Annotated in this window: 22 protein-coding genes; 11 read left to right on the top strand and 11 right to left on the bottom strand. The window is 64.1% G+C overall.

Annotated features, from left to right (window positions below; translation table 11 throughout):
• Together ASF81_RS14675 and ASF81_RS14670 are read right to left on the bottom strand one after the other, a co-directional pair.
• The coding region (locus ASF81_RS14675) for a glycoside hydrolase family 3 N-terminal domain-containing protein (RefSeq protein WP_369814921.1) at positions 1 to 591 on the bottom strand (591 nt) is incomplete at its 3' end.
• 218 nt (positions 592 to 809) lie between these two features.
• Positions 810 to 1,853 carry a LacI family DNA-binding transcriptional regulator gene (locus ASF81_RS14670; RefSeq protein ID WP_235559391.1) on the bottom strand — a complete coding sequence of 348 codons (1,044 nt, stop codon included), beginning with the start codon at positions 1,851 to 1,853 and terminating at the stop codon, positions 810 to 812.
• Positions 1,854 to 1,990: 137 nt separating this feature from the next.
• Here ASF81_RS14670 and ASF81_RS14665 point away from each other — a divergent pair, with 137 nt between their 5' ends.
• Positions 1,991 to 3,517: a tryptophan halogenase family protein gene (locus ASF81_RS14665; protein ID WP_082503592.1), complete on the top strand. Its 1,527-nt coding sequence runs from the start codon at positions 1,991 to 1,993 to the stop codon at positions 3,515 to 3,517.
• Entirely contained in the window at positions 3,514 to 4,920 is a 1,407-nt protein-coding gene (locus tag ASF81_RS14660) for a tryptophan 7-halogenase (RefSeq protein WP_055810057.1), read from the top strand. The genes ASF81_RS14665 and ASF81_RS14660 overlap by 4 nt, the downstream gene beginning before the upstream one ends.
• 65 nt (positions 4,921 to 4,985) lie before the next feature.
• Here the strand turns inward: ASF81_RS14660 and ASF81_RS14655 are convergent, their stop codons facing one another.
• The 3 genes from ASF81_RS14655 to ASF81_RS14645 all read right to left on the bottom strand — a co-directional run bounded on the left by ASF81_RS14655 (position 4,986) and on the right by ASF81_RS14645 (position 10,925).
• The gene (locus ASF81_RS14655) at positions 4,986 to 8,081 is read right to left on the bottom strand and encodes a TonB-dependent receptor (protein ID WP_235559390.1); all 3,096 of its coding nucleotides are present in this window, start codon (positions 8,079 to 8,081) and stop codon (positions 4,986 to 4,988) included.
• A gap of 213 nt (positions 8,082 to 8,294) precedes the next feature.
• A complete protein-coding gene (locus tag ASF81_RS14650) occupies positions 8,295 to 9,791 on the bottom strand; it encodes a tryptophan halogenase family protein (RefSeq protein ID WP_255353894.1) in 1,497 nt (498 codons plus the stop codon).
• Positions 9,792 to 10,034: 243 nt separating this feature from the next.
• Positions 10,035 to 10,925, bottom strand: a complete 891-nt coding sequence (locus ASF81_RS14645; protein WP_055810051.1) for a LysR family transcriptional regulator — start codon at positions 10,923 to 10,925, stop codon at positions 10,035 to 10,037.
• Between the two features lie 111 nt (positions 10,926 to 11,036).
• Here ASF81_RS14645 and ASF81_RS15575 point away from each other — a divergent pair, with 111 nt between their 5' ends.
• From ASF81_RS15575 to ASF81_RS14625, 5 genes are all read left to right on the top strand, one after another.
• Positions 11,037 to 11,573 (top strand): MFS transporter, encoded by a 537-nt coding sequence (locus ASF81_RS15575; RefSeq protein ID WP_200932986.1) that lies wholly within the window; start codon positions 11,037 to 11,039, stop codon positions 11,571 to 11,573.
• Positions 11,495 to 12,226: an MFS transporter gene (locus tag ASF81_RS15515; RefSeq protein WP_255353896.1), complete on the top strand. Its 732-nt coding sequence runs from the start codon at positions 11,495 to 11,497 to the stop codon at positions 12,224 to 12,226. The genes ASF81_RS15575 and ASF81_RS15515 overlap by 79 nt, the downstream gene beginning before the upstream one ends.
• A 22-nt stretch (positions 12,227 to 12,248) precedes the next feature.
• On the top strand, positions 12,249 to 13,343 hold the full coding sequence (locus tag ASF81_RS14635; RefSeq protein WP_055810048.1) for an alpha/beta hydrolase: 1,095 nt from the start codon (positions 12,249 to 12,251) through the stop codon (positions 13,341 to 13,343).
• A gap of 77 nt (positions 13,344 to 13,420) precedes the next feature.
• A complete protein-coding gene (locus tag ASF81_RS14630) occupies positions 13,421 to 13,780 on the top strand; it encodes a cupin domain-containing protein (protein ID WP_055810045.1) in 360 nt (119 codons plus the stop codon).
• Positions 13,781 to 13,845: 65 nt separating this feature from the next.
• A complete protein-coding gene (locus ASF81_RS14625) occupies positions 13,846 to 14,592 on the top strand; it encodes an SDR family oxidoreductase (protein ID WP_055810042.1) in 747 nt (248 codons plus the stop codon).
• A 310-nt stretch (positions 14,593 to 14,902) separates the two neighbouring features.
• Here ASF81_RS14625 and ASF81_RS14620 read toward each other — a convergent pair whose 3' ends face one another.
• Complete coding sequence (locus tag ASF81_RS14620; RefSeq protein ID WP_162237603.1) at positions 14,903 to 15,232, bottom strand: hypothetical protein; 330 nt, start codon at positions 15,230 to 15,232, stop codon at positions 14,903 to 14,905.
• Positions 15,233 to 15,316: 84 nt separating this feature from the next.
• Here ASF81_RS14620 and ASF81_RS15510 point away from each other — a divergent pair, with 84 nt between their 5' ends.
• Positions 15,317 to 15,751, top strand: coding sequence for a hypothetical protein (locus ASF81_RS15510; RefSeq protein ID WP_156363297.1), 435 nt, complete (start codon positions 15,317 to 15,319; stop codon positions 15,749 to 15,751).
• A 746-nt stretch (positions 15,752 to 16,497) separates the two neighbouring features.
• Here ASF81_RS15510 and ASF81_RS14610 read toward each other — a convergent pair.
• Positions 16,498 to 16,965: a hypothetical protein gene (locus ASF81_RS14610; protein WP_055810033.1), complete on the bottom strand. Its 468-nt coding sequence runs from the start codon at positions 16,963 to 16,965 to the stop codon at positions 16,498 to 16,500.
• 575 nt (positions 16,966 to 17,540) lie between these two features.
• Here ASF81_RS14610 and ASF81_RS14600 point away from each other — a divergent pair.
• Positions 17,541 to 17,960, top strand: a complete 420-nt coding sequence (locus ASF81_RS14600; protein WP_055810025.1) for a hypothetical protein — start codon at positions 17,541 to 17,543, stop codon at positions 17,958 to 17,960.
• A gap of 184 nt (positions 17,961 to 18,144) precedes the next feature.
• On the opposite strand, the gene ASF81_RS14595 is transcribed toward ASF81_RS14600, so the two are convergent.
• Together ASF81_RS14595 and ASF81_RS14590 are read right to left on the bottom strand one after the other, a co-directional pair.
• Positions 18,145 to 18,570, bottom strand: coding sequence for an OmpA family protein (locus ASF81_RS14595; RefSeq protein ID WP_055810022.1), 426 nt, complete (start codon positions 18,568 to 18,570; stop codon positions 18,145 to 18,147).
• 557 nt (positions 18,571 to 19,127) lie between these two features.
• Positions 19,128 to 20,051, bottom strand: a complete 924-nt coding sequence (locus tag ASF81_RS14590; protein WP_235559389.1) for an NAD(P)H-hydrate dehydratase — start codon at positions 20,049 to 20,051, stop codon at positions 19,128 to 19,130.
• A gap of 24 nt (positions 20,052 to 20,075) precedes the next feature.
• Between ASF81_RS14590 and ASF81_RS14585 the strand changes: the two genes are divergently transcribed.
• Together ASF81_RS14585 and glnA are read left to right on the top strand one after the other, a co-directional pair.
• Positions 20,076 to 20,414, top strand: coding sequence for a P-II family nitrogen regulator (locus ASF81_RS14585; RefSeq protein ID WP_008261682.1), 339 nt, complete (start codon positions 20,076 to 20,078; stop codon positions 20,412 to 20,414).
• 81 nt (positions 20,415 to 20,495) lie between these two features.
• Positions 20,496 to 21,902: a type I glutamate--ammonia ligase gene (gene glnA / locus ASF81_RS14580; RefSeq protein WP_055810016.1), complete on the top strand. Its 1,407-nt coding sequence runs from the start codon at positions 20,496 to 20,498 to the stop codon at positions 21,900 to 21,902.
• Positions 21,903 to 22,001: 99 nt separating this feature from the next.
• Here the strand turns inward: glnA and tatC are convergent, their stop codons facing one another.
• Both tatC and tatB read right to left on the bottom strand, forming a co-directional pair.
• On the bottom strand, positions 22,002 to 22,892 hold the full coding sequence (tatC, locus tag ASF81_RS14575) for a twin-arginine translocase subunit TatC (RefSeq protein ID WP_055810012.1): 891 nt from the start codon (positions 22,890 to 22,892) through the stop codon (positions 22,002 to 22,004).
• Positions 22,889 to 23,467, bottom strand: coding sequence for a Sec-independent protein translocase protein TatB (gene tatB, locus ASF81_RS14570; protein WP_055810009.1), 579 nt, complete (start codon positions 23,465 to 23,467; stop codon positions 22,889 to 22,891). Before tatB ends, tatC begins: the two co-directional genes overlap by 4 nt.
• Between the last annotated feature and the right edge of the window lie 16 nt (positions 23,468 to 23,483).

Below are 23,483 nucleotides of genomic sequence, written 5' to 3'. Positions count from 1 at the left end.
GGCATAACCTTCATACGTCCGGCCCCAACGGTCGTCCTGCGGTACGGCCAGGGTCGGGCCAAAGGTCCAGTCGGCGCCGGTCACAGCGACTTCCAGCGCCGTCGCTTCGCCGATGCGGCGGATCAGGTCGGGATCGCGCGCGGCGCCCAAGCCGATGTTGTGCGGAAAGATGGTGGCGCCGACGATGTTGTTGTGACCGTGCACGGCGTCGATGCCGTAAATCAGCGGGATCCTGGCGCCCGGCCGCTGGGCCGCCGCCGCACGGAAGGCCTGGGCTAGGTCCACCCACTTGTCGGCCGAGGCGCGCTCGTCGCCGCCCGGCGAGGAGTTGCCGCCCGCCAGGATCGACCCCAGCGGATAGGTCAGCAGGTCTTCAGGCTTGATCGAGCCGATGTCGGCCTGGATCGTCTGACCGACCTTCTCCTCCAGCGTCATCCGGCTCATCAGTTCGGTGACGAAGGCTTCCGTCGCCCGATCCGTCATCGCCGCCGGAGACGCCGCATGGGGCCAAAGCGCCGGATGCGCGCGGGCCGCGTCGGTTACGATGGACGCCTGAGACGTCACGGCCTGAACTGGAACGGCCCGAGTCATGCCGGGGTCGATGGCGCAGGCGCTCGACATGAGGGTGATCACCAGGGCGGTGGCGGCCATGCGCATGGAGGGAGACCTGATCGTTGCGGCCGCCACGCCGCCCAAGCCAACCCCGGAGACGCGCCTTCAGGCCGATATGGATGTCCGAAACAGCCCCGGACGAAACCCACTGTGCCAAACGTCTGACAGCGCTGTCAACAGCTGCCTGAGCTTGCCTTTCAATGCTTGATGCGAGCCGTGGACTGGCGCGCGATCAGATCATGCGGAACGATGACACGCGCAGCGGCGTCGCCGTCCAAGAGACGACGAAGAGGCGGAATGAGGCGTTGCGCGGCGGCGGCAGCCATCTCCGCTACCGGCTGACGGATGGTGCTTAAATCCGGCGTGCTGAAACCCGCGCCGGGCGAATCGTCGAAACCGGCCACCGACAGGTCGCCGGGCACCGACAGCCCCAGCCTCGCCGCACATTGCAGGACGCCAAGGGCCGTATCGTCGTTACTGGCGAAGATCGCAGTGATGTCGGGCGAGGTCTCATGCAGTTTCTCCATCGCCAGCGCCCCGGAGTTGAAGGTGAAGTCGCCCTCCACCACCCAAGCTGGCGCCACATCCAGGCCAGCCTCGGCCATGGCGTCCCTGTAACCGGCCAGACGGCGCCGGCTGGCGCCATAGGCGACCGGTCCGGTGACAAAGGCGATCCGCGTGTGCCCGAGGTCGACAAGATGGCGGGTCATCTCCAACGCGGCGCGCCGTTCGTCCATCTCGATGCAGAAGCCCCGATCGAACGCCGCTTCCGGTCCGATGCGGGCATAGGGCGTACCGGCCGCGTCGAGAGCATCCATCACCACCGTATTGTCCGAGTTCGGCGGGGTCAGAATGACGCCCTCGGGCCGGATGGAGTTCAAGAGCGCCATCAGATCGCGTTCGAGATCAGGCGAGTTATGGTCCACCAGCTCGATCATCAGATGGTAGTCGACCTGGCGCGCCTCCATCAGGGCGCCGAATTCCAGACGCCCAAGATAGTCGCTGCCGCGCCCGCTCTTCCAGTGTTCGATGGTCAGATCCGCGTCCACCAGGACCGCGATCAACGACGACGACGCCCCCGCCAGACTGCGCGCCGACAGGCTGCGCCGATAGCCCAGAGACGCAGCCGCCTCCTCTACCTTGGTTCGCAGCGTCGGGCTGACATTCGGCTCGTTGTTGAGCACGCGCGACACGGACTTGATGGACACGCCCGCCTTCGCGGCCACGTCGTAGATCGTCACCGTCGCCAAAATCCGTCCCCCTGAACGTCGCTCAGACCGCTTCTAACATCCCCGCTCGAAAAGGCGATGCCGACACTGCTTATGGTCAGGCTTGTCCATCGCTGTCATACCGAAAAATGGTCTGCTAGACAGTCGGCATGATGACCCAAGACAATGCCGGTCCGATCCGAAAAATCGCCATCCTGGGCGGAGGAACCGCTGGCTGGATGACGGCCGCCGCCCTGTCTCATCGTCTCGCGGGCGGCGCCGTCTCAATCGAACTGGTCGAGTCCGACGAGATCGGCATCGTCGGCGTGGGCGAGGCCACCCTGCCCCACATCCGCGCCTTCAACACGGCCATGGGCATCGACGAACAGACGTTGATCGACCAGACTCAGGCGACCTTCAAACTGGGCATCCAGTTCGTGGATTGGGGACGGAGGGGCGACAGCTACATCCATCCCTTCGGCGCTTATGGCGAGCCGATCGAGGGGATCGATTTCCACCATGTCTGGGCCGCGCTCCGCGCCATGGGCGACGCTGCCGACATCAGCGACTACAGCTATCCGGTCAGGGCGGCCCAGGCGAACCGGTTCCAACGGCCGGTTTCCGACCCCGGCTCCATGCTGTCCACCTTCAGCTACGCCTTTCAGTTCGACGCCAGCCTCTACGCCGCCTTCCTGCGCCAGGTGTCGTGCGGGCGCGGCGTGGTCCGCACCGAAGGCAAGGTCGTCGATCACGTCCTGAATCGCGCGACCGGCGAGGTCGACGCCATCGTCCTGTCGGACGGGCGTCGCATCTCGGGCGATCTGTTCGTCGATTGCTCGGGCTTTCGCGGTCGGCTGATCAATCAGGCGCTGGAGACGACGTTCGAGGACTGGAGCCATTGGCTGCCCTGCGACAGCGCCTTCGCCGTGCCGTGCCGGACGACGGCGCCGGTCGGCCCCTATACCCGCGCGACGGCCCGCGCAGCGGGGTGGCAATGGCGCATTCCGCTGCAACATCGCACCGGAAACGGCCACGTCTTCTCATCGGCTCACATTTCGGACGAGGACGCCGTGGCGACCCTGATGTCCAATCTGGAAGGTCCGGCGCTGGCCGAACCGCGTCGGCTAGGCTTTAAGACCGGACGACGCCAAAGGCTGTGGAGCCGCAACGTCGTCGCGATCGGCCTGTCCGGCGGCTTCCTTGAGCCGCTGGAATCCACCAGCATCTACCTGATCCAGTTGGGGATCACGACCTTGCTGGATCTGTTTCCCGACCGGGTCGGGATGGCGGCGGACGCCCAAGAATACAATCGGATCATGGCGCTGGAGTTCGACCGGATTCGTGACTTCCTCGTCCTGCATTATGTCGCCAACCAGCGTGACGAGCCGTTCTGGCGCGAGATGCGAACCATGCCCTGGCCAGACAGTCTGTCGGCCAAGGTCGAGGCCTTTAAGTCGCGCGGCCTGCTTCCCGACTACGACATCGGCGTCTTCCTGCCGCCCAGCTGGCTCGCCGTACTGGTGGGGCAGAACATCGTTCCGAACGGCTGGGATCCGCGCGTCGATCGGCTGGAGCCGCATGTCCTGTCCGACAAGCTGGGAGCCCTGCGTGACGCCGTCCGATCGACCGTCGATCGGACGCCCGATCACATGACCTTCATCCGCGATGCGGCTGCGCGCGCACGTGGCCTTCAATGACCGGGACCGAAAAGATATGGGTCATTCAGGGTGGCGGCTTGGCGGCGTGGGCGGCGGCCGCGCTGCTGGCCCGCCACCTGCCATCTGGTAATTCGGTCCTGATCGAAGCAGCCACTCCTCCCGCGCTCGGCGAAGAGCCTGAGGTCGTGATCGCCGAACCCGACGGCGTGCTCGTCCAGTTGTCGAACGGCGCCGACCTGTTGGCGCACGGCCACGGCGGCTTCTTCCTTGGGTCGCTGCTGCACAACTGGCGCGAGGGGCGAGACATCGCCGTCGCCGAGCAGGAGCCGCTGCCTGGGATCGATGGGGTCGCGCTGGCGGACGTCGTGCTGCGCGCCGCCCGTCAGTCGCCCGCCGCCCCCGACTACGCCGCGCTTCTGGAGCCGCTGCTGTTTCAGGCGCGCGTGATGACGGCCGGTCGTTACGCCCATCCCAGCCCGGATCGACAATCGCCGCGCTCTCTTCTTCGTCCCAGACTGATGCTGGACGCGCGCGTTCTGACGGCGCGACTGCGGGACACCGCCCTGCGCGCTGGCGTGCGGGAGACGCTTGAAGATGCCCGTGAAGTCAGGGCCTTCATGACCCTGGAAACGCGAGCGAACGAAGTTTTCAGCGGCGACGGCGACTGGACCGCGCGCCTGGGCTACGACCGCTGTCTGACGGTGCGCTTCGCGGGTGGAGATCACGCGCCGCGTCTGGATATGGCCAACCTGGAAGAAGGGCTCGCGAGCCGTAGCCCCCTGCCCGGTGGCGGCTTCGCCAGTCTGGCCTACGCCGCAGATCGCGCGACCGCTGACGTAGCGAAGACGGCGCTTGCGGCCTGGTTGGGCGGCGTTGATGTCGCCGCCCAGTCGGACGTCGCCCTCGCCCCCGGCCTGGATACGCATCCCTGGAGCGGCCGTCGTCTTGCTCTTGGTCCGGCGGCGGCGCGCTTTGGCGACGCCTTGGGCCTGGAGAGCGCCGCGCTGGAGCGACAGCTGACACAACTGGTCTTATCGCTGCCGGGCGCGTCCGCGCAGATTCCAGCCTGCGCCGAGGCTTATAATGATGCCGTCGTTCGCGACATCACGCACCGCGCGGACCGACTCCATTTGATCCTTCTGTGCGGATCGCAAGGCCAACGACTAGCCTCGGCTGGCGACGACCTGGCGCGTCGCATCGCTCAGTTCACGTCTCGCAACGCCGGTGTCGGCCTGGATGGCGATCCCTACGACGCACAGCACTGGACCATGCTGATGGCCGGCCTTGGCCTGACGCCGCGCCGTTACGACATCCAGGCCGACCGTCTGGACATCAAGAGCGCAACGGCTTCATTGGGGCGAATGGTCATAGCTTTCGACCAGACCTTGGCCGCCCTGCCCGCCCATTCTCAGTTCATCGAACGGCTGCGCGAAGGCGGCTGATCCAGAAAGAAAAAAAAGGGCGTCGATCAGATCGACGCCCCAAGTCTTCGCTCAGAGAAGAGGTTTTAGAAGGTGTAGCGCAGGCTGAACGTCACGCGACGGTCACTGCGGAAGTAGGACCGCGGGGCTAGCGGGCCTGCCTGGTTCGCGCCGTTCAGGTTGTAGGACGTCTGCTGCTGCGTGACGGTGACCTCGTCCAGCAGGTTGGCGCCATACAGGCCGATCTTCCAGTTGTCGTTCAGGGTGTAGAAGATCGAACCGTCAAGCTGCCCGGTCGAGTCGTTGAAGATCGGCGAGAACGGGTTCACGTCGTCGCGCGGCGTCAGCAGGAAACCGTTGCGCCAGTTGTAGGCCAGGCGCGCCGACAGACGATCCCGCTCGTAGAAGACCGAGAAGTTGTAGGTGTGCTTCGACAGCTGCTGCAGCGGCAGTTCCAGACCCACATAGCGCGGCTCGGTCACAGCATTGGGGAAGGTCGAAGGCTCGACGTAGGTGTAGTTCGCCTCGATGCCCAGCCCGCTCCACAGGCCTGGCAGGAAGCTGTAGGTCTGCTGATAACCGACTTCGAAGCCCTTGATCCAGCCGGACCCGATATTGACCTGCTGGTTGACCTGAGCATCCGTGGAGACGCCCTGCGCGTTGCTGAACTGCTGGACGGTCGAGCCGCTGGCCAGGATGTCCGACAGGTCCTTGTAGAAGGCGTTGAAGGTCACCGAGCTGCCCGGCTTGAAATACCATTCCACGCCCAAGTCATAATTCCACGAGCGGACGCCCGTCAGCTGCGATCCGCCGGTGAAGGTGGTCAGCAGCGGGGCGGTGTTGACGTCGCCGCCATTGTCCCGGACCTGGTTCATGTCGGTGTAGAACAGGGTGGCGGCGAAGGCCGTCACGCCGAAGTCCGGGCGCGTCATGGCGCGCGACACGGCCCCGCGGAACACCCATTCCTTGTACTTCAGATTGACGTTCAGGCTGGGCAGCCAGTCGTCATAGCTGTTGCCGCGCTCGACCTCTTGGAAGCTGCCGTCGCTGAAGGCGACCAGCTGGTTCAGACGGTCGTTCGACAGCAGGCAATAGCCCGGCGCCGACTGCCCCGGCTGGATGGTCGAGCAACGGAACTGCGCAATCGCCGCCGCATTGGCCTGGGTCACCGGAATGTTCTGACCAGGGAAGCGCGGGTCGAAACCGTTCGCATCACCGAAGTTCTGCGCGATGTTGGGGCTGGAAATGAAGCCGCGCGTCTGGAAGTCGGTCTTGGCGTAGCGAACACCCAGGTTGCCGGTGACGGCGGTGTCTGGACCGAAGACATCATCCCAGCCGAAGTCGAACCGGACATAGGCCGATGTCGTTTGTTCGGCCGAGTTGTTGATATCGCCCGGCAAGAACGGCGTGCCGGCGATAGCGCCCGGACGCTGATCCAGCGGACGCCAGGTCGAGCCCGAGCTGCTCGCTGCAGCCAAGGCCGCTTGCAGCGTGCCGTCCCGATAGGCCGCAATCAGATCGGCTGTCGGATAGAAGCCGTTCATCGGCGTCGGATTGTGACCGCGCTGGAAGTTGGGGAAGTCGTAGGCTTCGACAGCGAGCGGACCTGTGGTCTGGAACGGCGTGACGCCGCCAGCCCAACTCTCGGAAATCGCACCCCAATTATAGGCGGTGTAGCGACGCGTCTGCTCGCGATCCGAATAGCGTGCGCCCATGCGAATGGCGCGCAGCGGCGAATTGTCGAAGTCGTATTTGATGTCCGCCTTGAACGCGGTCTGATCACCGTCCGACTGTTCGATGTGGTCCATCGCCGAACGATAGTAGAAGTTCGACGGGTCGTTTGTGCTGGCAGACGGCTGACCTGACGCGTCCACGAACTGGATGTCCGGGACGCCATGACGCCCTTCGCCGATCAAGGTGTAGAGCGGCGTGATTGCGCCGTAGACGCTCATGTCCAGATCGTCGGCGCTGGCCTTGCTGTATTGCGCATCCAGCCAGATCGACAGGCGATCGGTCGGATGGAACTCGGCGGCCAGAGAGAAGTCTTCGGTCAGGGTTTGCAGATCGCGCTGACGCTTGGGCAGAACCTGCAGGTTCGGCGCATTGCTGACCAGCAGCCCGCTCGTGAAGACGCCGTTGGAATCATAGGTGAACGACTGGCCCGGCAGGGGGGTGGGATTGCCGCCGCTACCCAGATCGACCTCGACCACGCGCTCGCCCCAGGCCGAGGTCGAGTCGGCGCGGATGTATTCGCCGGTCAGCTTGGCGCGGCCGTCGGTGGATTCCCACTGCAGCGAACCGTCCAGGGTCGAACGCGAACGGTCGAACTGCTGGGTCCGCACCGCACCGCCGCGCGGCACATAGCGGCGATCGTTGCCGTTCGACAGATCGGACCGGTAGGTGAAGTCGGTGAGGTGGCTGCCGTAAGCTTCGGAATACAGGTCGGATTCGCCATAGCTCAGCAGGGCGCCGAACGAGCCGTACTGGGTGTCCCAGACGTTGCTGATCAGGGACGAGAAGCCCAGGCCCGGCTTTTCACGCAAATCGCCATAAGAGCCTTCCGCCGTCGCGCCGAAGACGAACTTGCGGCTGTCGAACGCCTTGCGGGTGCGCAGATCGACGACCCCGGCGATGCCGCCTTCGATCCGGTCGGCCGTCGCGTTCTTGAACACCTGCACGCTCGACAGCAGTTCCGGCGACACGTCGTTGAAGCCCAGGGCGCGCCCCGTGTTCACGCTGAAGGCGTCGCGGCCGTTGAACTCCGAGCGGACATAGGACAGGCCGCGAATGATGACGTTAGAACCTTCGACCGAGAAGTGGTCGGGGTCGGTCGGCCCCTGGAAGCGGTTGATGTTCACGCCGGGGATGCGCTGCAGCACCTCGTTGACCGACTTGTCCGGTAGGGCGCCGATATCGTCGGCCGTGACTGCGTCAACAAAGGTGTCGGAGTCGCGCTTGATCGCCTGCGAGGATGCGATGCGCGCTCGGATGCCGGTGACGACGACGTCGTCGACCTGCGCCGCATCGTCCGTGGCCGGGGCAGTCGTCTGCGGCGCCGGCGTCGATTGGGCGTGGGCGGCGCTCGCGCCGACGACGGCGACGGTCAACGCCAGGGCGGACACGGAACGGCGCAGCCCGCGAGCGGCGGGCGCATAGCCGGCTTGGAACATCTCTGACTTCACTTCTGATCCCCCCGAGGACGGTTCAGCCCGTCGCAATCGTTTCGGCAGCCTTGATCGACCGTCCGCGAGCGTGTTGGACTACCGATTGACAGCGATGTCAACGCCTCTCGCCAAACTTGGCGCGTTTCTATCGGCGGGTTCAGAAGCGGTGCGCGTGCACCGTTGCGACAGACGCCATTCTGCTGACACGGCTTGCAGGCGGCAGGCCCGCCCTCAAAACGCCTTACGATTCATCGTCGTCGTCAGGATGCCTTCGTGCGTTGGCAGGGCGTCGGCCGTGCGCCAGATGCTGTCACGGATCGCCGACAACCGGCCCAGATTGGCGTCATGATTGATGACATCTGAAATCGGGTGACGCCCGTGCGGCGTCAGTCCCTGCCCCACCGCGACCGCCAGCCAGCTTGATTCGGAAAAGATGTCATGGTCGCGCCTGACGATCCGACCCGTATCCTCGAACAGGGCGATCTTGGCCGCCAGCCGGTCCGGGATCGGCATGTCGCGCACCTGGCTCCAGAACGGTCCCTCTCGCTGGTTGACCTTGTAGTGCAGGATCAAGAAATCGCGGACCGTGACGAATTCCTCCTCCATCAGCGCGTTGAACTCACGGCGAAGGCCCTCGCTGTTTTTGTGCGACGGAAACAGGGTGATCAGCTTGGTGATGGCGCTTTGGATCAGGTGAATGCTGGTCGATTCAAGCGGCTCGAGAAATCCGCTCGACAGTCCGACCGCCACGCAGTTGCGCTTCCAGCAGTCTTTGCGCCTGCCCGTGGCGAACCGCAGGCGACGCGGCTCGGCCAGCGCCGCGCCCTCCAACCGCGACATCAGCGCGTCCTCGGCCTCCTGATGCGAGATGTGCGCCGAGGAATAGACGTAGCCGTTGCCCACCCGATGTTGCAGAGGGATGCGCCACTGCCATCCGGCTTCGCGCGCCGTCGATCGTGTGTAAGGGGACAACGCCCCCTCCCGCACACACGGGACGGCGACAGCGCTGTCACATGGAAGCCAGGAACTCCAGTCCTCATAGCCGGACGTCAACGCCTGCTCGATCAGAAGGCCGACGAAGCCGGTGCAATCGATGAAGAAGTCGCCTTCGACGACCCGCCCGTCGTCAAGCCTTACGCCTGTGATGTCGCCATCCGCCGCCTGCTGGACCTCGACCACCCGCCCTTCGCGCCGAACGACCCCCAGCCCCTCCGCAAAGAGGCGCAGGAAGGCGGCATATAGCGCCGCATCGAAATGATAGGCGTAGCCCAGGCTGGACAACGGCGACTGCGGCCCGCCCTGCGGATGAACGAAACGGCCACGGCGTGCGGCCTGCCAGGCCATGGAATAGGTTTCCAACGGCTCCGACCCGCCTTCGGCGCAGGCTTTCAGCCAGAAATGATGAAAGGCGATGCCTTCCATATCCAGCCCGAAGGCGCCGAACGGATGGAAATAGCGCTCGCCCTCGCGTCGCCAGCCGTCGAACTCAATCCCCAGCTTGAACGTGGCCTTGGTCCCACGCAGGAAGTCCGGCTCGTCGATCCCCAGGCGCGCGTTGAACTTCAGGATTTCCGGGATCGTCGCCTCGCCGACGCCGATGATGCCGATCGCCTCGGATTCGACCAAGGTCACGGTCTTGCCGGCGCCCGCGAACGCATGCGCCAGCGCGGCCGCCGCCATCCACCCCGCCGTGCCGCCCCCGACGATGACGATGCGATCTATGATCAAGGATGAGTCAGCCAAGTTGCACCTCAGTCACGATTATCGGACTCGATTGCGGATTCACCAATGGCATTAGCTTGTTCTGTGGCCGAGGTGGCGCGGAATCGATCATCATGCTCGTTAGGTTTATGTGTTCAGCTTTTTTCTAGAACGGCGCTAGGCGCAACGCCCTACCCTTCATCACTCACCGAGGTCGGCAATGCGCCAGTAGCGGACATTGACGTCTGGCTGGATAGCAGACCTTCAGCTTCATCGATGGCGGAGCGCATCCATCACGATCTGAAAGGCGGCGAGGTTCTGTCGGCGGCTGGGATAGTAGAGGAAATAGCCGTCGAACCTCGGGGACCAGTCGTCCAAAACCAGTTCCAACGCGCCTGACGCCAGATTCGCCGCGACGATGTCCTCCGGCACATAGGCGATTCCCAGCCCGCTGACGGCCGCGTCGATCATGGCGTAGGAGTTGTTGAAGGTGACTTGGCCGTCGACCCGGACGCGCAGGGCCTGACCGTCCTTCTCGAACTCCCAGGCATAGAGGCTGCCCGCCGACTCGTGGCGCATGTTGATGCACGCGTGGGCCACTAGGTCCTTGGGGTGCTGCGGCCTCCCGCGTTCGGCCAGATAGGCGGGTGACGCGACGGCGACGAGACGCCAGTCGGGACCGATGCGCACGGCGATCATGTCCTTCTCGACGCTTTCGCCGAGTCGAACGCCGGCGTCGAACCGCTCTTCGACGATGTTGCGGAAGGTGCTGTCGAGGATCAGTTCGACCTTGATGTCGGGATAGGCGGCGAGGACCGGCTTGAGTTTAGGCCAGACCACGCTGTCCAAAGCGTGGTCGGACAGGGTCAGTCGGATGGAGCCTGCCGGCCTGTCCCGCACGCTGGTCAGACTTTCGATCTCCTGTTCGATCTCGGCCAGGCGCGGGGTGATCGTCTGAAGCAGACGCTCGCCGGCTGCCGTGGGCGCCACGCTGCGCGTCGTGCGGGTCAGCAACCGGATGCCCAGACGCGCCTCAAGCTGACGGATGGCATGGCTGAGCGTGGATTGCGCTACGCCGATCCGGGCGGCGGCCTTGGTGAAGCTGCGCTCCTCCGCGACGATCTGGAAACAGGTCAACTGGTTCAGGTCCGGTCCGCCCATGGTTGGCCTCTCGATTAATCGTCTACATCGATTAGTTCATGCCGATCTCCATGGCTAATCGCTTTGAAGGCCAGCGCCTAGTTTGTCCCTCGACGAAAGAGGGAGACCACCATGCTCGCCGCCGCGGCACCCACATCCGAAGCCACGACGCCGACCGCCGCCTGGGGCGCAGTGCTATCGATGGCGCTGTGCGTGGCGCTGCTGATCGCGTCGGAGTTCATGCCGGTCAGCCTGCTGACGCCTATGGCCGAGGGCCTCGACGCCTCCGTCGGGCAGACCGGCCAAGCCGTGTCGATCAGCGGCCTGTTCGCCGTCATTGCCAGCCTAGCCGTGAGCACGGTCGCAGGGCGGCTGAATCGCAAGTGGGTTCTCATCGGTCTGACCGGCCTGATGGGTGTGTCACTGGTCCTGGTCGCAGCCGCCCCGAACTTCGAGGTCCTGATGGGCGGCCGTGCCGTGCTCGGCCTGTGCATCGGCGGCTTCTGGGCGCTGGCGACCTCCGTCATCATGCGACTGGTCCCGGCGTCGGATGTGCCGCGCGCCCTTGCCCTGATGTATGGCGGCAAGCGATCGCCGCCGCCTTCGCCGCGCCGATCGGCAGCTATTTCGGCGGCCTGTTCGGCTGGCGCGAGGTCTTCTGGGCGCTGACGCCGCTCGTGGCCGCCAATCTGGTCTGGCACCTCGTCGCCCTACCGTCGCTGCCGGCCCGTGGACAGCGAGGGATCGGCGATATGCTGGACCTGCTGCGTCGGCGGTATTTCCTGATCGGCCTTATCGCCTCGATGCTGTCGTGGGGCTCGGCCTTCACCCTCTTCACATACCTGCGGCCCTTCCTCGAACAGGTAACCGGCGTGGGCGTCACCGGCCTGTCGATCCTGCTGCTCACGCTCGGTTGCGCCGGCTTCGTGGGCACCTGGGCCTCGGGCCGCTTCATCACAGGTGACGTCTCCAGGCTACTGCGTCTGCCGGCCCTGACCATGGGCGCGGTCACCGCCGGCCTGCTGGTCGTCGGCGGCTGGCCGATCGCAGCAGGGGTTCTTCTGGTCGTCTGGGGCGCCATGAACACCGCCATGTCGGTGATCTGGATGACCTGGATGTCGCAGAACGCCGAAGACGCGCCTGAAGCCGCAGGCGGTCTGATGGTCGCCGCCGTCCAGGCCTCGATCCTTCTGGGCGCCGTCGTCGGTGGCCTGCTCCTCGACCACCTCTCGATCCACGCCGTCCTGATCGCCAGCATCGCCCTCGCCGCCGTGGCGGTGCTGATCGTCCGCGATGGACGCACCCTGCTGAAACCCCTCTGAACCCAAACCCACGGAGCCCGACATGACGCAGACTTCCCCCGACCTTCAGACCTGGCCAGCCTCCGCGATGGACCGTCGCGGCCTGATGAAACTGACCGGCGCCGGCGTGACCGCCCTGGCCGCCGCGTCGCTCCTCCCCACCTCCAATGCAAAGGCGCAGACCATGACCAGCGACTGGGACAAGGTGTTCCCCCGCAACGACACGGTCGACCACCAGAAGGTCACCTTCACCAACCGATACGGCATTACGCTGACGGGCGACCTCTATCGACCCAAGGGCCGCGACGGCCAGCGCCTGGCGGCTCTCGCGGTCGGCGGTCCGTTCGGTGCAGTCAAGGAGCAGTCGTCGGGCCTGTACGCCCAGACCATGGCGGCGCGGGGATTCGTGGCCCTGGCGTTCGATCCCTCCTTCACAGGTGAGAGCGGCGGAGAGCCGCGCAACGTCGCCTCGCCCGACATCAACACCGAAGACTTCATGGCGGCGGTCGACTTCCTCGGCCTGCACCCATCGGTCGACCAAGAGCGGATCGGCGTCATCGGCATCTGCGGCTGGGGCGGCATGGCGCTGAACGCCGTCGCCACGGACAAGCGGGTCAAGGCGGTCGCGACCAGCACAATGTATGACATGTCCCGCGTCATGTCGCGCGGCTACAACGACAGCGTCACGCCTGAGCAGCGGGCCCAATCACTGGAGCAGATGAGCCGCCAGCGCTGGGTCGATGCCCGCAACGGCGGCCCTGCCTACGGTCCTGCAGCCAACGAGCTGAAGGGCGGCGAACCTCAGTTTCTGGTCGACTACCACGCCTACTATATGATGCCGCGCGGCTATCACGCGCGGGCGGTGAACTCCGGCAACGCCTGGTCGGTCACGACGCCGCTGTCGTTCATGACCTTCCCGCTGATGACCTATATCGCCGAGATTTCGCCCCGGCCGATCTTGCTGATCCACGGCGAGAACGCCCACTCGCGCTACTTTAGCGAGGCCGCCTTCGCGGCGGCGACCGAGCCCAAGGAACTGGTGATCGTCCCGGGCGCCAGCCACGTCGATCTCTACGACCGCGTCGATCTGATCCCCTTCGATCGCCTGACCCAGTTCTTCGAAGAGCATCTGTCGTGATCGGCTCGATTGTTTCAGCCACAGCCGCCTTGTTGGGCGGAGAGCTCCCCAAGCAGACGCAAGGAGACGCACCCGTCATGGACATCACACGCAAGGCCGACCAGACCACAAGCGTAGGTTCGCCTGACTTCTTCACCGGCCGCGTGACCATTCGCGGCCAGTTCCAGCGCGAGGCGCCCTCCCGCGTCGGCGGCGCCATCGTCCACTTCGAGCCCGGCGCCCGCACCGCCTGGCACGTCCACCCGCTGGGCCAGACCCTGATCGTCACCGAAGGCGTCGGCTGGACCCAGATCGAGGGCGGACCGAAGCTGGAATTCCACGCCGGCGACATCCTGTGGTGCCCGCCCGAGCACAAACACTGGCACGGCGCGACGCCGCACGAGGCCATGACCCACATCGCCATCCAGGAAAGCCAGAACGGCTCTCCCGTCACCTGAATGGAGCATGTGACCGACGAACAGTATCTCGCCGACACGTCGGCCACAGAAGCAAAGGCCGATCAATGACCGACAACATCACAGGCAAGACCGTCGTCATCACAGGCGCATCGAGCGGCATGGGCGCGGCGGCAGCCCGTCACCTGGCCGGAAAGGGCGCGGCCGTCGTCCTCGGCGCGCGCCGCACCGACCGCATCGACGCCCTCGTGGCTGAGATCACCGAAGCAGGGGGCAAGGCCATCGCCGTGGCGACGGACGTAACGAAGCGGGACGACCTCCAACGACTGGTCGCGGCCGCCGTCGAGACCTATGGCCGCATCGACGTGCTGATCAACAACGCCGGCGTCATGCCCCTGTCGCCGCTGGAGCGGGTCAAGGTCGACGAATGGGATCAGATGGTCGACGTCAATCTGAAGGGCGTCCTCTACGGCGTCGCCGCCGCGCTGCCGCACATGATCGCCCAGAAGTCCGGCCACATCATCAACGTCTCGTCCGTCGCGGGCCACAAGCTGTTCGGCGGTTCGGCGGTCTATTCCGCGACCAAGTTCGCGGTGCGCGCCCTTTCGGAAGGCCTGCGTCAGGAGATGGCGCCCCATAATATCCGGACCACGATCATCTCCCCTGGCGCGGTCAAGACTGAACTCCTCGATCACATCAGCGAGACGGACGTCCAAAAGGCCAACCAGGATTATGTGGGTCAGATCGGCGTACCTGCCGAAACCCTGGCCCGGCTGGTCGCCTTCGCCATCAATGAACCCGAGGACGTTGGGATCAACGAGATCCTGTTTCGGCCGACGGCTCAGGAACTCTAAGTCCTCAGCAGCCGCTTGCCGGGTGATCGCCAGATCGCCCGGCAATTCCGGACAGAAGGAGGCTGGAAAATCCTATGGGTTCGGTAGCGCCTTCTCAGAAGCGCCATGAGGGGCGGTCGAACCTCAATTTCTCAGAAGCGCCATCAGCGGACGATGAGTTGCCGACCGGAAGCAGACATCCGGAAGGTTTTGGAACGGACGGCTCTGAACTCGGCTTACCAGAGTCATTTTGAGGCTCGCTAAGCCGGCAGGATCGTCATCCGCCGAGACAGCAGGCGCCAGCCGGATGTGGCACCGATCACCCGGAAAGTCACTTCGCCAAACGGGACTCGGTGGCGGTACCCTTCGCCAAATCAGCCAAATAGGCCGTGGTCGTCGCCTGCGCCGAAGCTTCGTTGCGCAACAGCGGAGTTCTGAATTGCCGGGCTCGATCCATGTCCGCTTTCGCGACAGCCCGCCAACCACGGGCCCCGTCCGTAGTCCAGCCCTTTAGAGACTCGCAGACGACGAATATCCGCTTCGGCTTGCGGACGACGATCTCCAGCATGACCGGTTCATCCAAGTCGGCGCAGGCGTAAGCGATCTCCATCCTCAGATAGCCATGAAATGTCGCCAGCGTGGCGACTGACAAAGCCCGCACGGCGCGCGTCCGATGCCGAAGCGGGCCAGAAAACCGGAGATCATCAACGTTGCCCCCTCCCACCCAGGCTCAAGAAGATGGAGGGTGAGCCGACGAAACGCCAGCAGGGCAAACGGGGCGCCCGTCCGGACGCCGTCGCTGGTTTGCGACCTTTGCCGACTTGGTAATTTCGGCCAGGATGTCGGCTGCTATGAACAATCGGTGAGGACGATGACGCCGGCGTTGGACGAGGCCCTTCAGACCATCATGGCGCATCTTGACAGGTGGCTTGAGCCGCCCCCGGAGCCTGGTGTCACCATGAGCCATGAAGTTGTGCTGGAGAGCCTTCAATGGCTGTCGGCGGCGAACTATGGAGCGGCTGTTCACCTGACGCGTCTTCGCAACGCGGGTGTCGAACTCAAGCGTGAGGACGGCAAGGACCTAGACCGCTGGATCGTGGAGCAGGTTCGAATGGCGAGCCTCGCCGGTTCAGCGCGAACCGAATACAGCGAGCGCAAAGGGTTGGCGGGCGTCGGATAGCGGGATGTCGATTGGCGCCGAGAGATGCTCGCTGCCGTCACCATCTGTTGGATCGGGGCGTCAGCACCTCCAGCGGCTCCAGCGAACTTGAGTATTGATCGCTTGTTCGGCTCGACGGTAAGTTCAGGCCCTGGATGCATGGCAAACAGCAGTCGGTGGAGCTTTCAATCTCATGACGCTTCCCATCGCACTGATAGTCCTCTCCCTCGGACTGACGATGCCAGCACAGGATCCCGCACCTCCGCCCATGCCGGGACGCCCCCCGCCTTTGGCCGCAGGCACGGGTCTGCGAGGCGTGCTCGGCGAAGATTGTAATGATGGACGCGACGCTACGGGCCGATGGTCGCACCGCAGTGGAACGAGCCTCGCCCCCGCTCAGCAAATCTGGTTGAGCATCTCGTCGCCCGATTTCGACGCCGTCCTGGAAGTCGTCGATCCTGCGGGGCAGGTCGCATTCCGAATCTCAGATCAACGCGGCGGTGAACAGACAGGAGCCTTCTTCAGGGCCGCCGGCGAACCGTCGTCGAGCGGCGAGTCCCGCGCCTACACGCTGCGCATAACCTCTGATCGACCGGGGGAGCGCGGACGATGGCGTGTCGAGGATCGGCGTGACGGATCGAATGCTCCCCTGTTCGCCAATGTCTTTCCCGACCCAGCCAACCCGTCGCGGACATTTTGCGGGGCATCGTCTGCAACAACCCCGTGACGCCAAACTCCAATACAGCAGCCGAGAAAGCCCTCGACGCCTACCAGCCGCTCTGGTTGCCGGCATAGGTCAGGCAGGCGGCCGCCCGATGGAGAAGTTCGCTCTCGCCATCGGCATACAGATCCGCCAATGGCCCAAGCTCTACGGACTGTCGCGCGGCAGTAAACGGGCCGACATTCCTCCCGACGCACAGCCAGTGCAGGACGCCATCCTTTTCCCGTGTCACCAGAACGACTTGTCCCGAGGCTGCCCCCGCCTTGCCCAACGCATCCGACAAGCACACTTCAACGGGCGACGGGTCGGTCCGACAGGCGTCGAGGGCCTTCGCTGACACTTCACTGGGTCTGATGCGGACGTAACCGGGCTGCAGCTTCTCGATAATCGTCTGAGTAGCGGCGCGGCCGTCTGCCGTTGTGCTTTCGTCGGCGAGCTGGACGACCGAAATCAGGGGCGGCGGCGGGCCCAACTGCACCGTCAAGGCGGCGAAGATCGACGCGTATATCATCATGCTCGGTTCCTCATCGCGCCGGCGCTCCGCTAAATCTTGGATCGAGACTACGGGCGAAATCGAGCGGCCACGCATTGTACACGACACTATCGGGGTCGCCGACACCGTCCATGTACGCAACCCAGTACTCGCCGGCGCGCGGAGCCGGCCGACGTTCCCGGCAGTTCGGGATTTCCGCATGTCCGAGAAGCAGGTTCAAGGCGGGTTCCGCGCCCTCCACAACGCTCACTCGGGTCGCCATTGCCCGCCACTCGTTTTCTGGATTCGACGGCGATGTCGGGATCACGTCCTCGATTCTCACGACGGCGACGGTCGTGTACTCACGCGACATGAGTGTCCCAGGGTTGGGCGATCGCCGACAGGCGCTCGCCGCATCCGGTGAAGCAAGCGCCGCGCAAATGACCAGACCCGTCATCATCCTCATCGCCATCACCCCTTAGTACCCGATTGCCTTCGCTGAGCCATAGCTGGTCCCCTGATCACATCTGACGACAGGGGTCTTGGCAACCGGGTTGCTGAGGGTTGATTGTTCATCACCTCCCCTTAGTCTCGATGGACCAAGTTCGGGATTTCCAATGCACCGCATCGTTACCGCAACGGCCGTCGGCCTATACCTCACCCTGTTCTCAAGCCCTGCGAACGCCCAGTCCGCACGCGAGCTGCTGGACCGCGAGGATGCGCGGTTCTGCGCTCACCCTGACGTATGGGCGCGCGCGGGCGTTGTCGTGAAGGGACTTCTACCGACTTGGAAGTTCACCACCGCCCAACGCGATGCGATGATTGTCTCCTTTTCCGACCAACGCATCGAATTCGAACACCCGGACCGGATCCAAATAATTTGCTCCGCCACCGTGACGCTCACCAGCGCTGGCCACGCCCAGTCGATACGGACCCGCTTCGACGCCCTGCCAAGAGAGCAGGCTCAGGACTACAGGCTCGAAGCGACCGATGGCTCGGACCTGCTCGAATTCCTGATGGCTTTCAAATCGCCATAGCCGTCTGAACGCCCGCAGATCCCAAACGCTCGGCGGGCCACTTCACCCTGCTCGCGTCCGTCGAGCACACTGTGTTTGCGTTTAGGAGCGATTGGTACTCGCACGGCACCGGACTGTGACTATTCAGATGGCCGATACCGACTGCAGGGCCCCAGCAGAGGTACTACATTGGGTCGCGCGGCTACTAGCCGGCGTCCGGTCCCTGAAGCGAAACCTCGACCCGGCGATTGCGCCGATGGTCCGGGGCTATCCCGTTGAGAGGGCGACTGGCTCCGTACCCTGACGACGTCATCGTTCGCTGGCCTGACAACTGCCGTCGTGCCACATCGTCTTCCCAAATCGCCATCCGCACCTTGGCCGAGCGTCGATGCGAGAGTCCGGTCGCATAGTCTGGACTGTTCTCCGACTCCGCCAGCGTCGCATGGCCCTCGATCAGGAGGTCCTTGTCCGGATGCGCCCGCGCGAAGCGAGAGAGAGCCACCATGCTCTGAGTCGAGACCTCGTCGCTGTCTGCGGCGAATTCCACGACGATGCGGTTCTGAGCCTGTCCGGCCCCGACCGGGGATGCGGCCACAGCGATGACGGCCATCGCCAGCATGATCGACTTCATTCGTCCCTCGTATGAGTTCTGCGCCTCGTGCCCAATTCTATGCTCCGAAGCCCGCTCCTGCCAAGCCACAGGCCTAACCCTATCCGGCCCTGCTCGGGCTGTCAGAGTTGAGCGAGCGGTCGACCTTCGATTAGTCCGACGATGCGTTCATTTTGCCGAGTGGTCGCCAGATCACCCGGACATGCAGAAGATTAAAGCGGACTCCAAATGGCCACCAATGAACTCCGATCTTCGGTGGTGCGAGCAGCTTCGAAGCGCCAGAGGCTCACGCTGGCAAACCGGCACGAAGCGGACTCTCCGAAAGTCGCCAAAGAGTCACAAGCGGCCCTTCAGATGTGAGCCGTTTTGCCTTGTCCACAGGAAGTTGGCGGCGACCTAGCTAGCTCGGACGACGACTTTCAACTGTCGCGCGCTGCAACAGCGACCTCGCTTGGTGCTGCAACGCCAATCTAGCCGTCGTCCACTAATTTAATTACCTAGGTCAGCAGGTTAAAACTGCAACATAGAGCGAACTTGGGCCATCTGCGAAATAAATTGATTAGGGTCGATAGGCTGAGCTAGATCGCCGAAGCCTTCCACTGCTCGAACAAGGACTTCGGCAAGGCATCGTAGAGGTCGTCCGAGGTCAGCCCCGGCCCAAAGCGTTCTGCGGCGTCGGAATGAAGCCAGACGGCGGCGCAAGCGGCATCGAAGCTGTCCATACGCTGGGCCGCCAATCCGCCGATCATGCCAGCCAAGACGTCGCCGGTTCCGGCTGTCGCCAGCCACGGCGAGCCGTTGTCGTTTCTGCGGACGCGGCCGTCAGGCGATGCGATCAGCGTCTGGGCGCCCTTCAAGACGATCGTCGCCTGGGCCGCTCGCGCCGCCTCTTTAATGGCCATTTCGCGGCCTTGCGCAAGCAGGCCTGGGAACAGTCGCTCAAACTCACCTTCATGCGGCGTCAGGATGTCGTCGCGATCCAACACGGCGAACAGTTCGGCCGTTCGACCCTTGAAGACCGACAGGCCGTCGGCGTCGATCACCAGAACGGCGCCGGTCGAACCCAGCGCCTGAATGTTTACGATCGTCGCATCGTCCAGCCCTGCGGCAGGTCCGATCACGATGGCGTCGCTGCCGGCAGCTTCTCGACTTAAGTTTTCGGGTGAAGAAAAAGGCGTCAACATCACCGCCTGCACAGCCGGCGCGATCACCGACGCTGCATCTGGCGGACAAAGGATTCGCACGACACCAGCGCCCATCCTGAGACCTGCATGGGCTGCAAGCCGCGCGGCGCCGGTATGATGCGCCTTTCCTGAAACGACCGCCAAACGTCCACGCACATGCTTGTGCGTTTCGGCGCTCGGCCAAGGCAGAAAATTGCGCCAGATCGCCGGGTCGTTGGTTTCTATCATCCGCGTTCCGATTATCCTTCGCCAGCCTGCGAAAATCGCTTGCTTTGAGCGGCCCTGCTGTGTCCCATTCGCGCCCGAGCGCCGCTGCATTCCGTGCGCCGCTCCGGGGTCGCCATGAAGAAAATCGAAGCCATCATCAAGCCCTTCAAGCTGGATGACGTCAAAGAGGCGCTCCAGGACGTGGGCGTGCAAGGCATGACTGTGCTGGAGGCCAAGGGATATGGTCGCCAGAAGGGTCATTCCGAACTGTATCGCGGCGCAGAATACGTCATCGACTTCCTGCCCAAGATCAAGATCGAGGTTGTCGTCGCCGACGACCTGGCGCCCGCAGTTGTCGAGGCCATTCAGACCTCGGCTCGTACAGGCAAGATCGGCGACGGCAAGATCTTCGTGTCCGACGTCGCCGAAGTGATCCGCATCCGCACCGGCGAAACCGGAGCCCAAGCCGTCTGACCTGACTACCCTCCCCGGCCCTCGGCCCTCGGGTCGCTGTCCGGTCTCCTCCCCAAACGACAAGAACAGGACTTTTCGAGAATGAGCGCCAGCAAGATCCTCAAAGAGATCAAGGATGAGGAGGTCCAATATGTGGACGTCCGCTTCACCGACACGCGCGGCCGTCTGCAGCACGTCACCTTCGACGTCGATCTGGTCGACGAGGACTTCCTGAACGAGGGCACGATGTTCGACGGCTCGTCGATCGCCGGCTGGAAGGCCATCAACGAGTCCGACATGCTGCTGAAGCCGGACCTGACCACGGCCTACATCGATCCCTTCTATCAGCAGAAGACGATGTTCCTGTTCTGCGACGTGCTGAACCCGGACACCGGCGAGCCCTACAACCGCGACAGCCGCTCAATGGCCAAGAAGGCGCTGTCCTACGTCCAGTCGTCGGGCGTGGGCGACCAAGTCTTCTTCGGACCGGAGGCCGAGTTCTTCATCTTCGACGACGTACGCTGGTCCACCCAGCCGCACGACACCGGCTACAGCTACGATTCGACCGAGTTGCCCGCCAACACCGGCGCTGAGTATGCCGAAGGCAACATGGGCCATCGCCCTGGGCCCAAGGGCGGCTACTTCCCCGTCAATCCGGTCGATTCCGGACAGGACCTGCGCGGCGAAATGCTGGGCGTCATGCGCGATCTGGGCCTTCAGCCCGAGAAGCATCACCACGAGGTGGCTCCGGCTCAGCACGAACTGGGCCTGAAGTTCTCGGACCTGCTGACCATGGCCGACCGCCTGCAGCTCTATAAGTACGTGATCCATAATGTGGCCCACGCCTACGGCAAGTCGGCGACCTTCATGGCCAAGCCGATGTTTGCGGACAACGGTTCGGGCATGCACGTTCACATGTCGATCTGGAAGGACGGCAAGCCCCAGTTCGCCGGCGACCAGTACGCTGGTCTGTCGCAGGAATGTCTGTGGTACATCGGCGGCATCATTAAGCACGCCAAGGCGATCAATGCCTTTGCCAACTCGACCACCAACAGCTACAAGCGTCTGGTCCCCGGCTATGAAGCCCCGGTGAAGCTGGCCTATTCGGCCCGCAACCGTTCGGCCTCGATCCGCATCCCGCACGTCTCCTCGCCCAAGGCCAAGCGTCTGGAAGCGCGCTTCCCCGATCCGATGGGCAACCCCTATCTGACCTTCGTCGCCCTGCTGATGGCCGGTCTGGACGGGATCGAGAACCGGATCGATCCGGGCGCGCCCGCCGACAAGAACCTCTACGACCTGCCGCCGGAAGAGCGCGGCTCGATCCCCGAGGTCTGCGGCTCGCTGCGTGAAGCGCTGGAGAACCTGGATAAGGACCGCGCCTTCCTCAAGAAGGGCGGCGTCATGGATGACGACTTCATCGACAGCTACATCGAGCTGAAGATGGAAGAGGTGATGCGTCTGCAACTGCATCCGCACCCTGTCGAGTTCGACATGTACTACAGCTGCTGATCATCTGATCGCAGCCAAGACAAAGGGCCGGGGATCGCTCCCCGGCCCTTTTTGCATGGCCTGGCTGTTTCGAGCAGCGATCAACACGCCGCCGCGGCGCTAAGCGATCTCGGCTTCCAGATCGTCCGCCTTCTTGCGGCGCAGCTCGATCAGTCGCACGCACCAGATTGAAATTTCGTAGAGGATGACCAAAGGCACGGCCAACATCAGTTGGCTGATCGGATCGGGCGGCGTGACCACGGCTGCGACCACGACGACAGCGACGATGGCGTAGCGCCGACCGGCCGCCATGACCTTGGAACTGATCAGACCGGCGAGGCCGAGAAGAGTCGTCACCACAGGCAGCTGGAAGCAAAGGCCGAAGGCGAGCAGCAACGAGGTCACCAGGCTGAGGTAGTCGGAAATCTTGGTCGTCTGCGCTACGGATATGCCGTCGGTGGCGACTTGCTGGCTCAGCGAGAACAGCATCACGAACGGCAGCATGACGTAATAGACCAACGCCCCGCCGAGGCAGAACATCACAGGCGCGGCGATCAGGAACGGCAGAAACGCCCCGCGCTCGTTGCGATAAAGACCCGGCGCCACGAACCGGTACATCTGCCACGCCATGACCGGGAAGGTCAGGACTGCCGCACCAAAGGCCGCGATCTTCATCTTGGTGAAGAGCTGTTCCAGCGGCGCCGTGGCGATCAGCTGGACAACGGCGGCGCTGCCTGGCGGATAGGGTTTGATCCCCGTCATCACCGCGATCAGTTCGATGGGATTGGCGTGCCCGCCGGTCGCCAAAGCTGCGGCATGGATCGCCACGGCGGCCTGATACGGCTTGATCAGCGCAATCTGGATCTGATTGGCGAAGGCGAAGCAGAGAATGAAGGCCAGGAAGAAAGCCACCACACAGATGAGCAGTCGTCCGCGCAGCTCGATCAGGTGATCCATCAAAGGCGCGCGTGACGCTTCGATCTCGGCCTCGTCACGATCGGAAGGCGTCACAGGTCAGCGGCTTTCTTGCGCGAGGTCTTGGGCTTGGCGGCTGCAGGCTTGGTCTTGGCCGCCGGCGCGGCGGTCTTCGGTTTGGCGGCTGAGCGAGGCTTGGCGGTCGCCGATCCGGCGACAGCCGCCCCCGTCTTTGCCTTGGGGGCCGCTCGCTTGGATTTCGTCGTCGTAACGGGCTCAACGGGCGCGGGCGTATCCGGCCATTCATCGGCCGCAGACGTCATGATCGGCGCCTCCGTCTCGGGGGCAGGCAGGGCAGCCGCCGCAGTCGGCCCGGTCAATCCGGCGTTGATGTCCTTGAACGCGGCGTCCGCCTCGGCGCCCAGGGGATACATGGCCCCCTGCCCCGTGCGCAGCGCCTCGACCTCCTTACGCAGGTCGTCCAGTTCGGACTGACGCGCCATCTCGTCGAAACTGGATCGGAACTCGTTGGCCATGGCGCGCGCCTTGGCCACCATCTGACCGACGCGCCGCATCAGGACAGGCAGATCCTTTGGCCCCACAACAAGCAGGGCCACCAGGCCGATCACAACTATTTCGAAACCCCCGATACCGGGGCCGAGCCCGCCCATGCGTCAGCCCTTACAG

The organism is Brevundimonas sp. Leaf168, assembly GCF_001423685.1.
GTDB lineage: Bacteria > Pseudomonadota > Alphaproteobacteria > Caulobacterales > Caulobacteraceae > Brevundimonas > Brevundimonas vesicularis_C.
Note: the sequence above shows the minus strand (reverse complement) of the source record. Positions and strands in the feature narration are given on the sequence as shown.

What these genes read in the sequence shown, in the direction of transcription:
- ASF81_RS14665 (WP_082503592.1), top strand. Translation starts at nt 1,991, where the DNA reads ATGATGACCCAAGACAATGCCGGTCCGATCCGAAAAATCGCCATCCTG.
- ASF81_RS14660 (WP_055810057.1), top strand. Translation starts at nt 3,514, where the DNA reads ATGACCGGGACCGAAAAGATATGGGTCATTCAGGGTGGCGGCTTGGCG.
- ASF81_RS14645 (WP_055810051.1), bottom strand. Translation starts at nt 10,925, where the DNA reads ATGGGCGGACCGGACCTGAACCAGTTGACCTGTTTCCAGATCGTCGCG.
- ASF81_RS15575 (WP_200932986.1), top strand. Translation starts at nt 11,037, where the DNA reads ATGCTCGCCGCCGCGGCACCCACATCCGAAGCCACGACGCCGACCGCC.
- ASF81_RS14635 (WP_055810048.1), top strand. Translation starts at nt 12,249, where the DNA reads ATGACGCAGACTTCCCCCGACCTTCAGACCTGGCCAGCCTCCGCGATG.
- ASF81_RS14630 (WP_055810045.1), top strand. Translation starts at nt 13,421, where the DNA reads ATGGACATCACACGCAAGGCCGACCAGACCACAAGCGTAGGTTCGCCT.
- ASF81_RS14625 (WP_055810042.1), top strand. Translation starts at nt 13,846, where the DNA reads ATGACCGACAACATCACAGGCAAGACCGTCGTCATCACAGGCGCATCG.
- ASF81_RS14610 (WP_055810033.1), bottom strand. Translation starts at nt 16,965, where the DNA reads ATGATGATATACGCGTCGATCTTCGCCGCCTTGACGGTGCAGTTGGGC.
- ASF81_RS14600 (WP_055810025.1), top strand. Translation starts at nt 17,541, where the DNA reads ATGCACCGCATCGTTACCGCAACGGCCGTCGGCCTATACCTCACCCTG.
- ASF81_RS14595 (WP_055810022.1), bottom strand. Translation starts at nt 18,570, where the DNA reads ATGAAGTCGATCATGCTGGCGATGGCCGTCATCGCTGTGGCCGCATCC.
- ASF81_RS14590 (WP_235559389.1), bottom strand. Translation starts at nt 20,051, where the DNA reads ATGCAGCGGCGCTCGGGCGCGAATGGGACACAGCAGGGCCGCTCAAAG.
- ASF81_RS14585 (WP_008261682.1), top strand. Translation starts at nt 20,076, where the DNA reads ATGAAGAAAATCGAAGCCATCATCAAGCCCTTCAAGCTGGATGACGTC.
- glnA (WP_055810016.1), top strand. Translation starts at nt 20,496, where the DNA reads ATGAGCGCCAGCAAGATCCTCAAAGAGATCAAGGATGAGGAGGTCCAA.
- tatB (WP_055810009.1), bottom strand. Translation starts at nt 23,467, where the DNA reads ATGGGCGGGCTCGGCCCCGGTATCGGGGGTTTCGAAATAGTTGTGATC.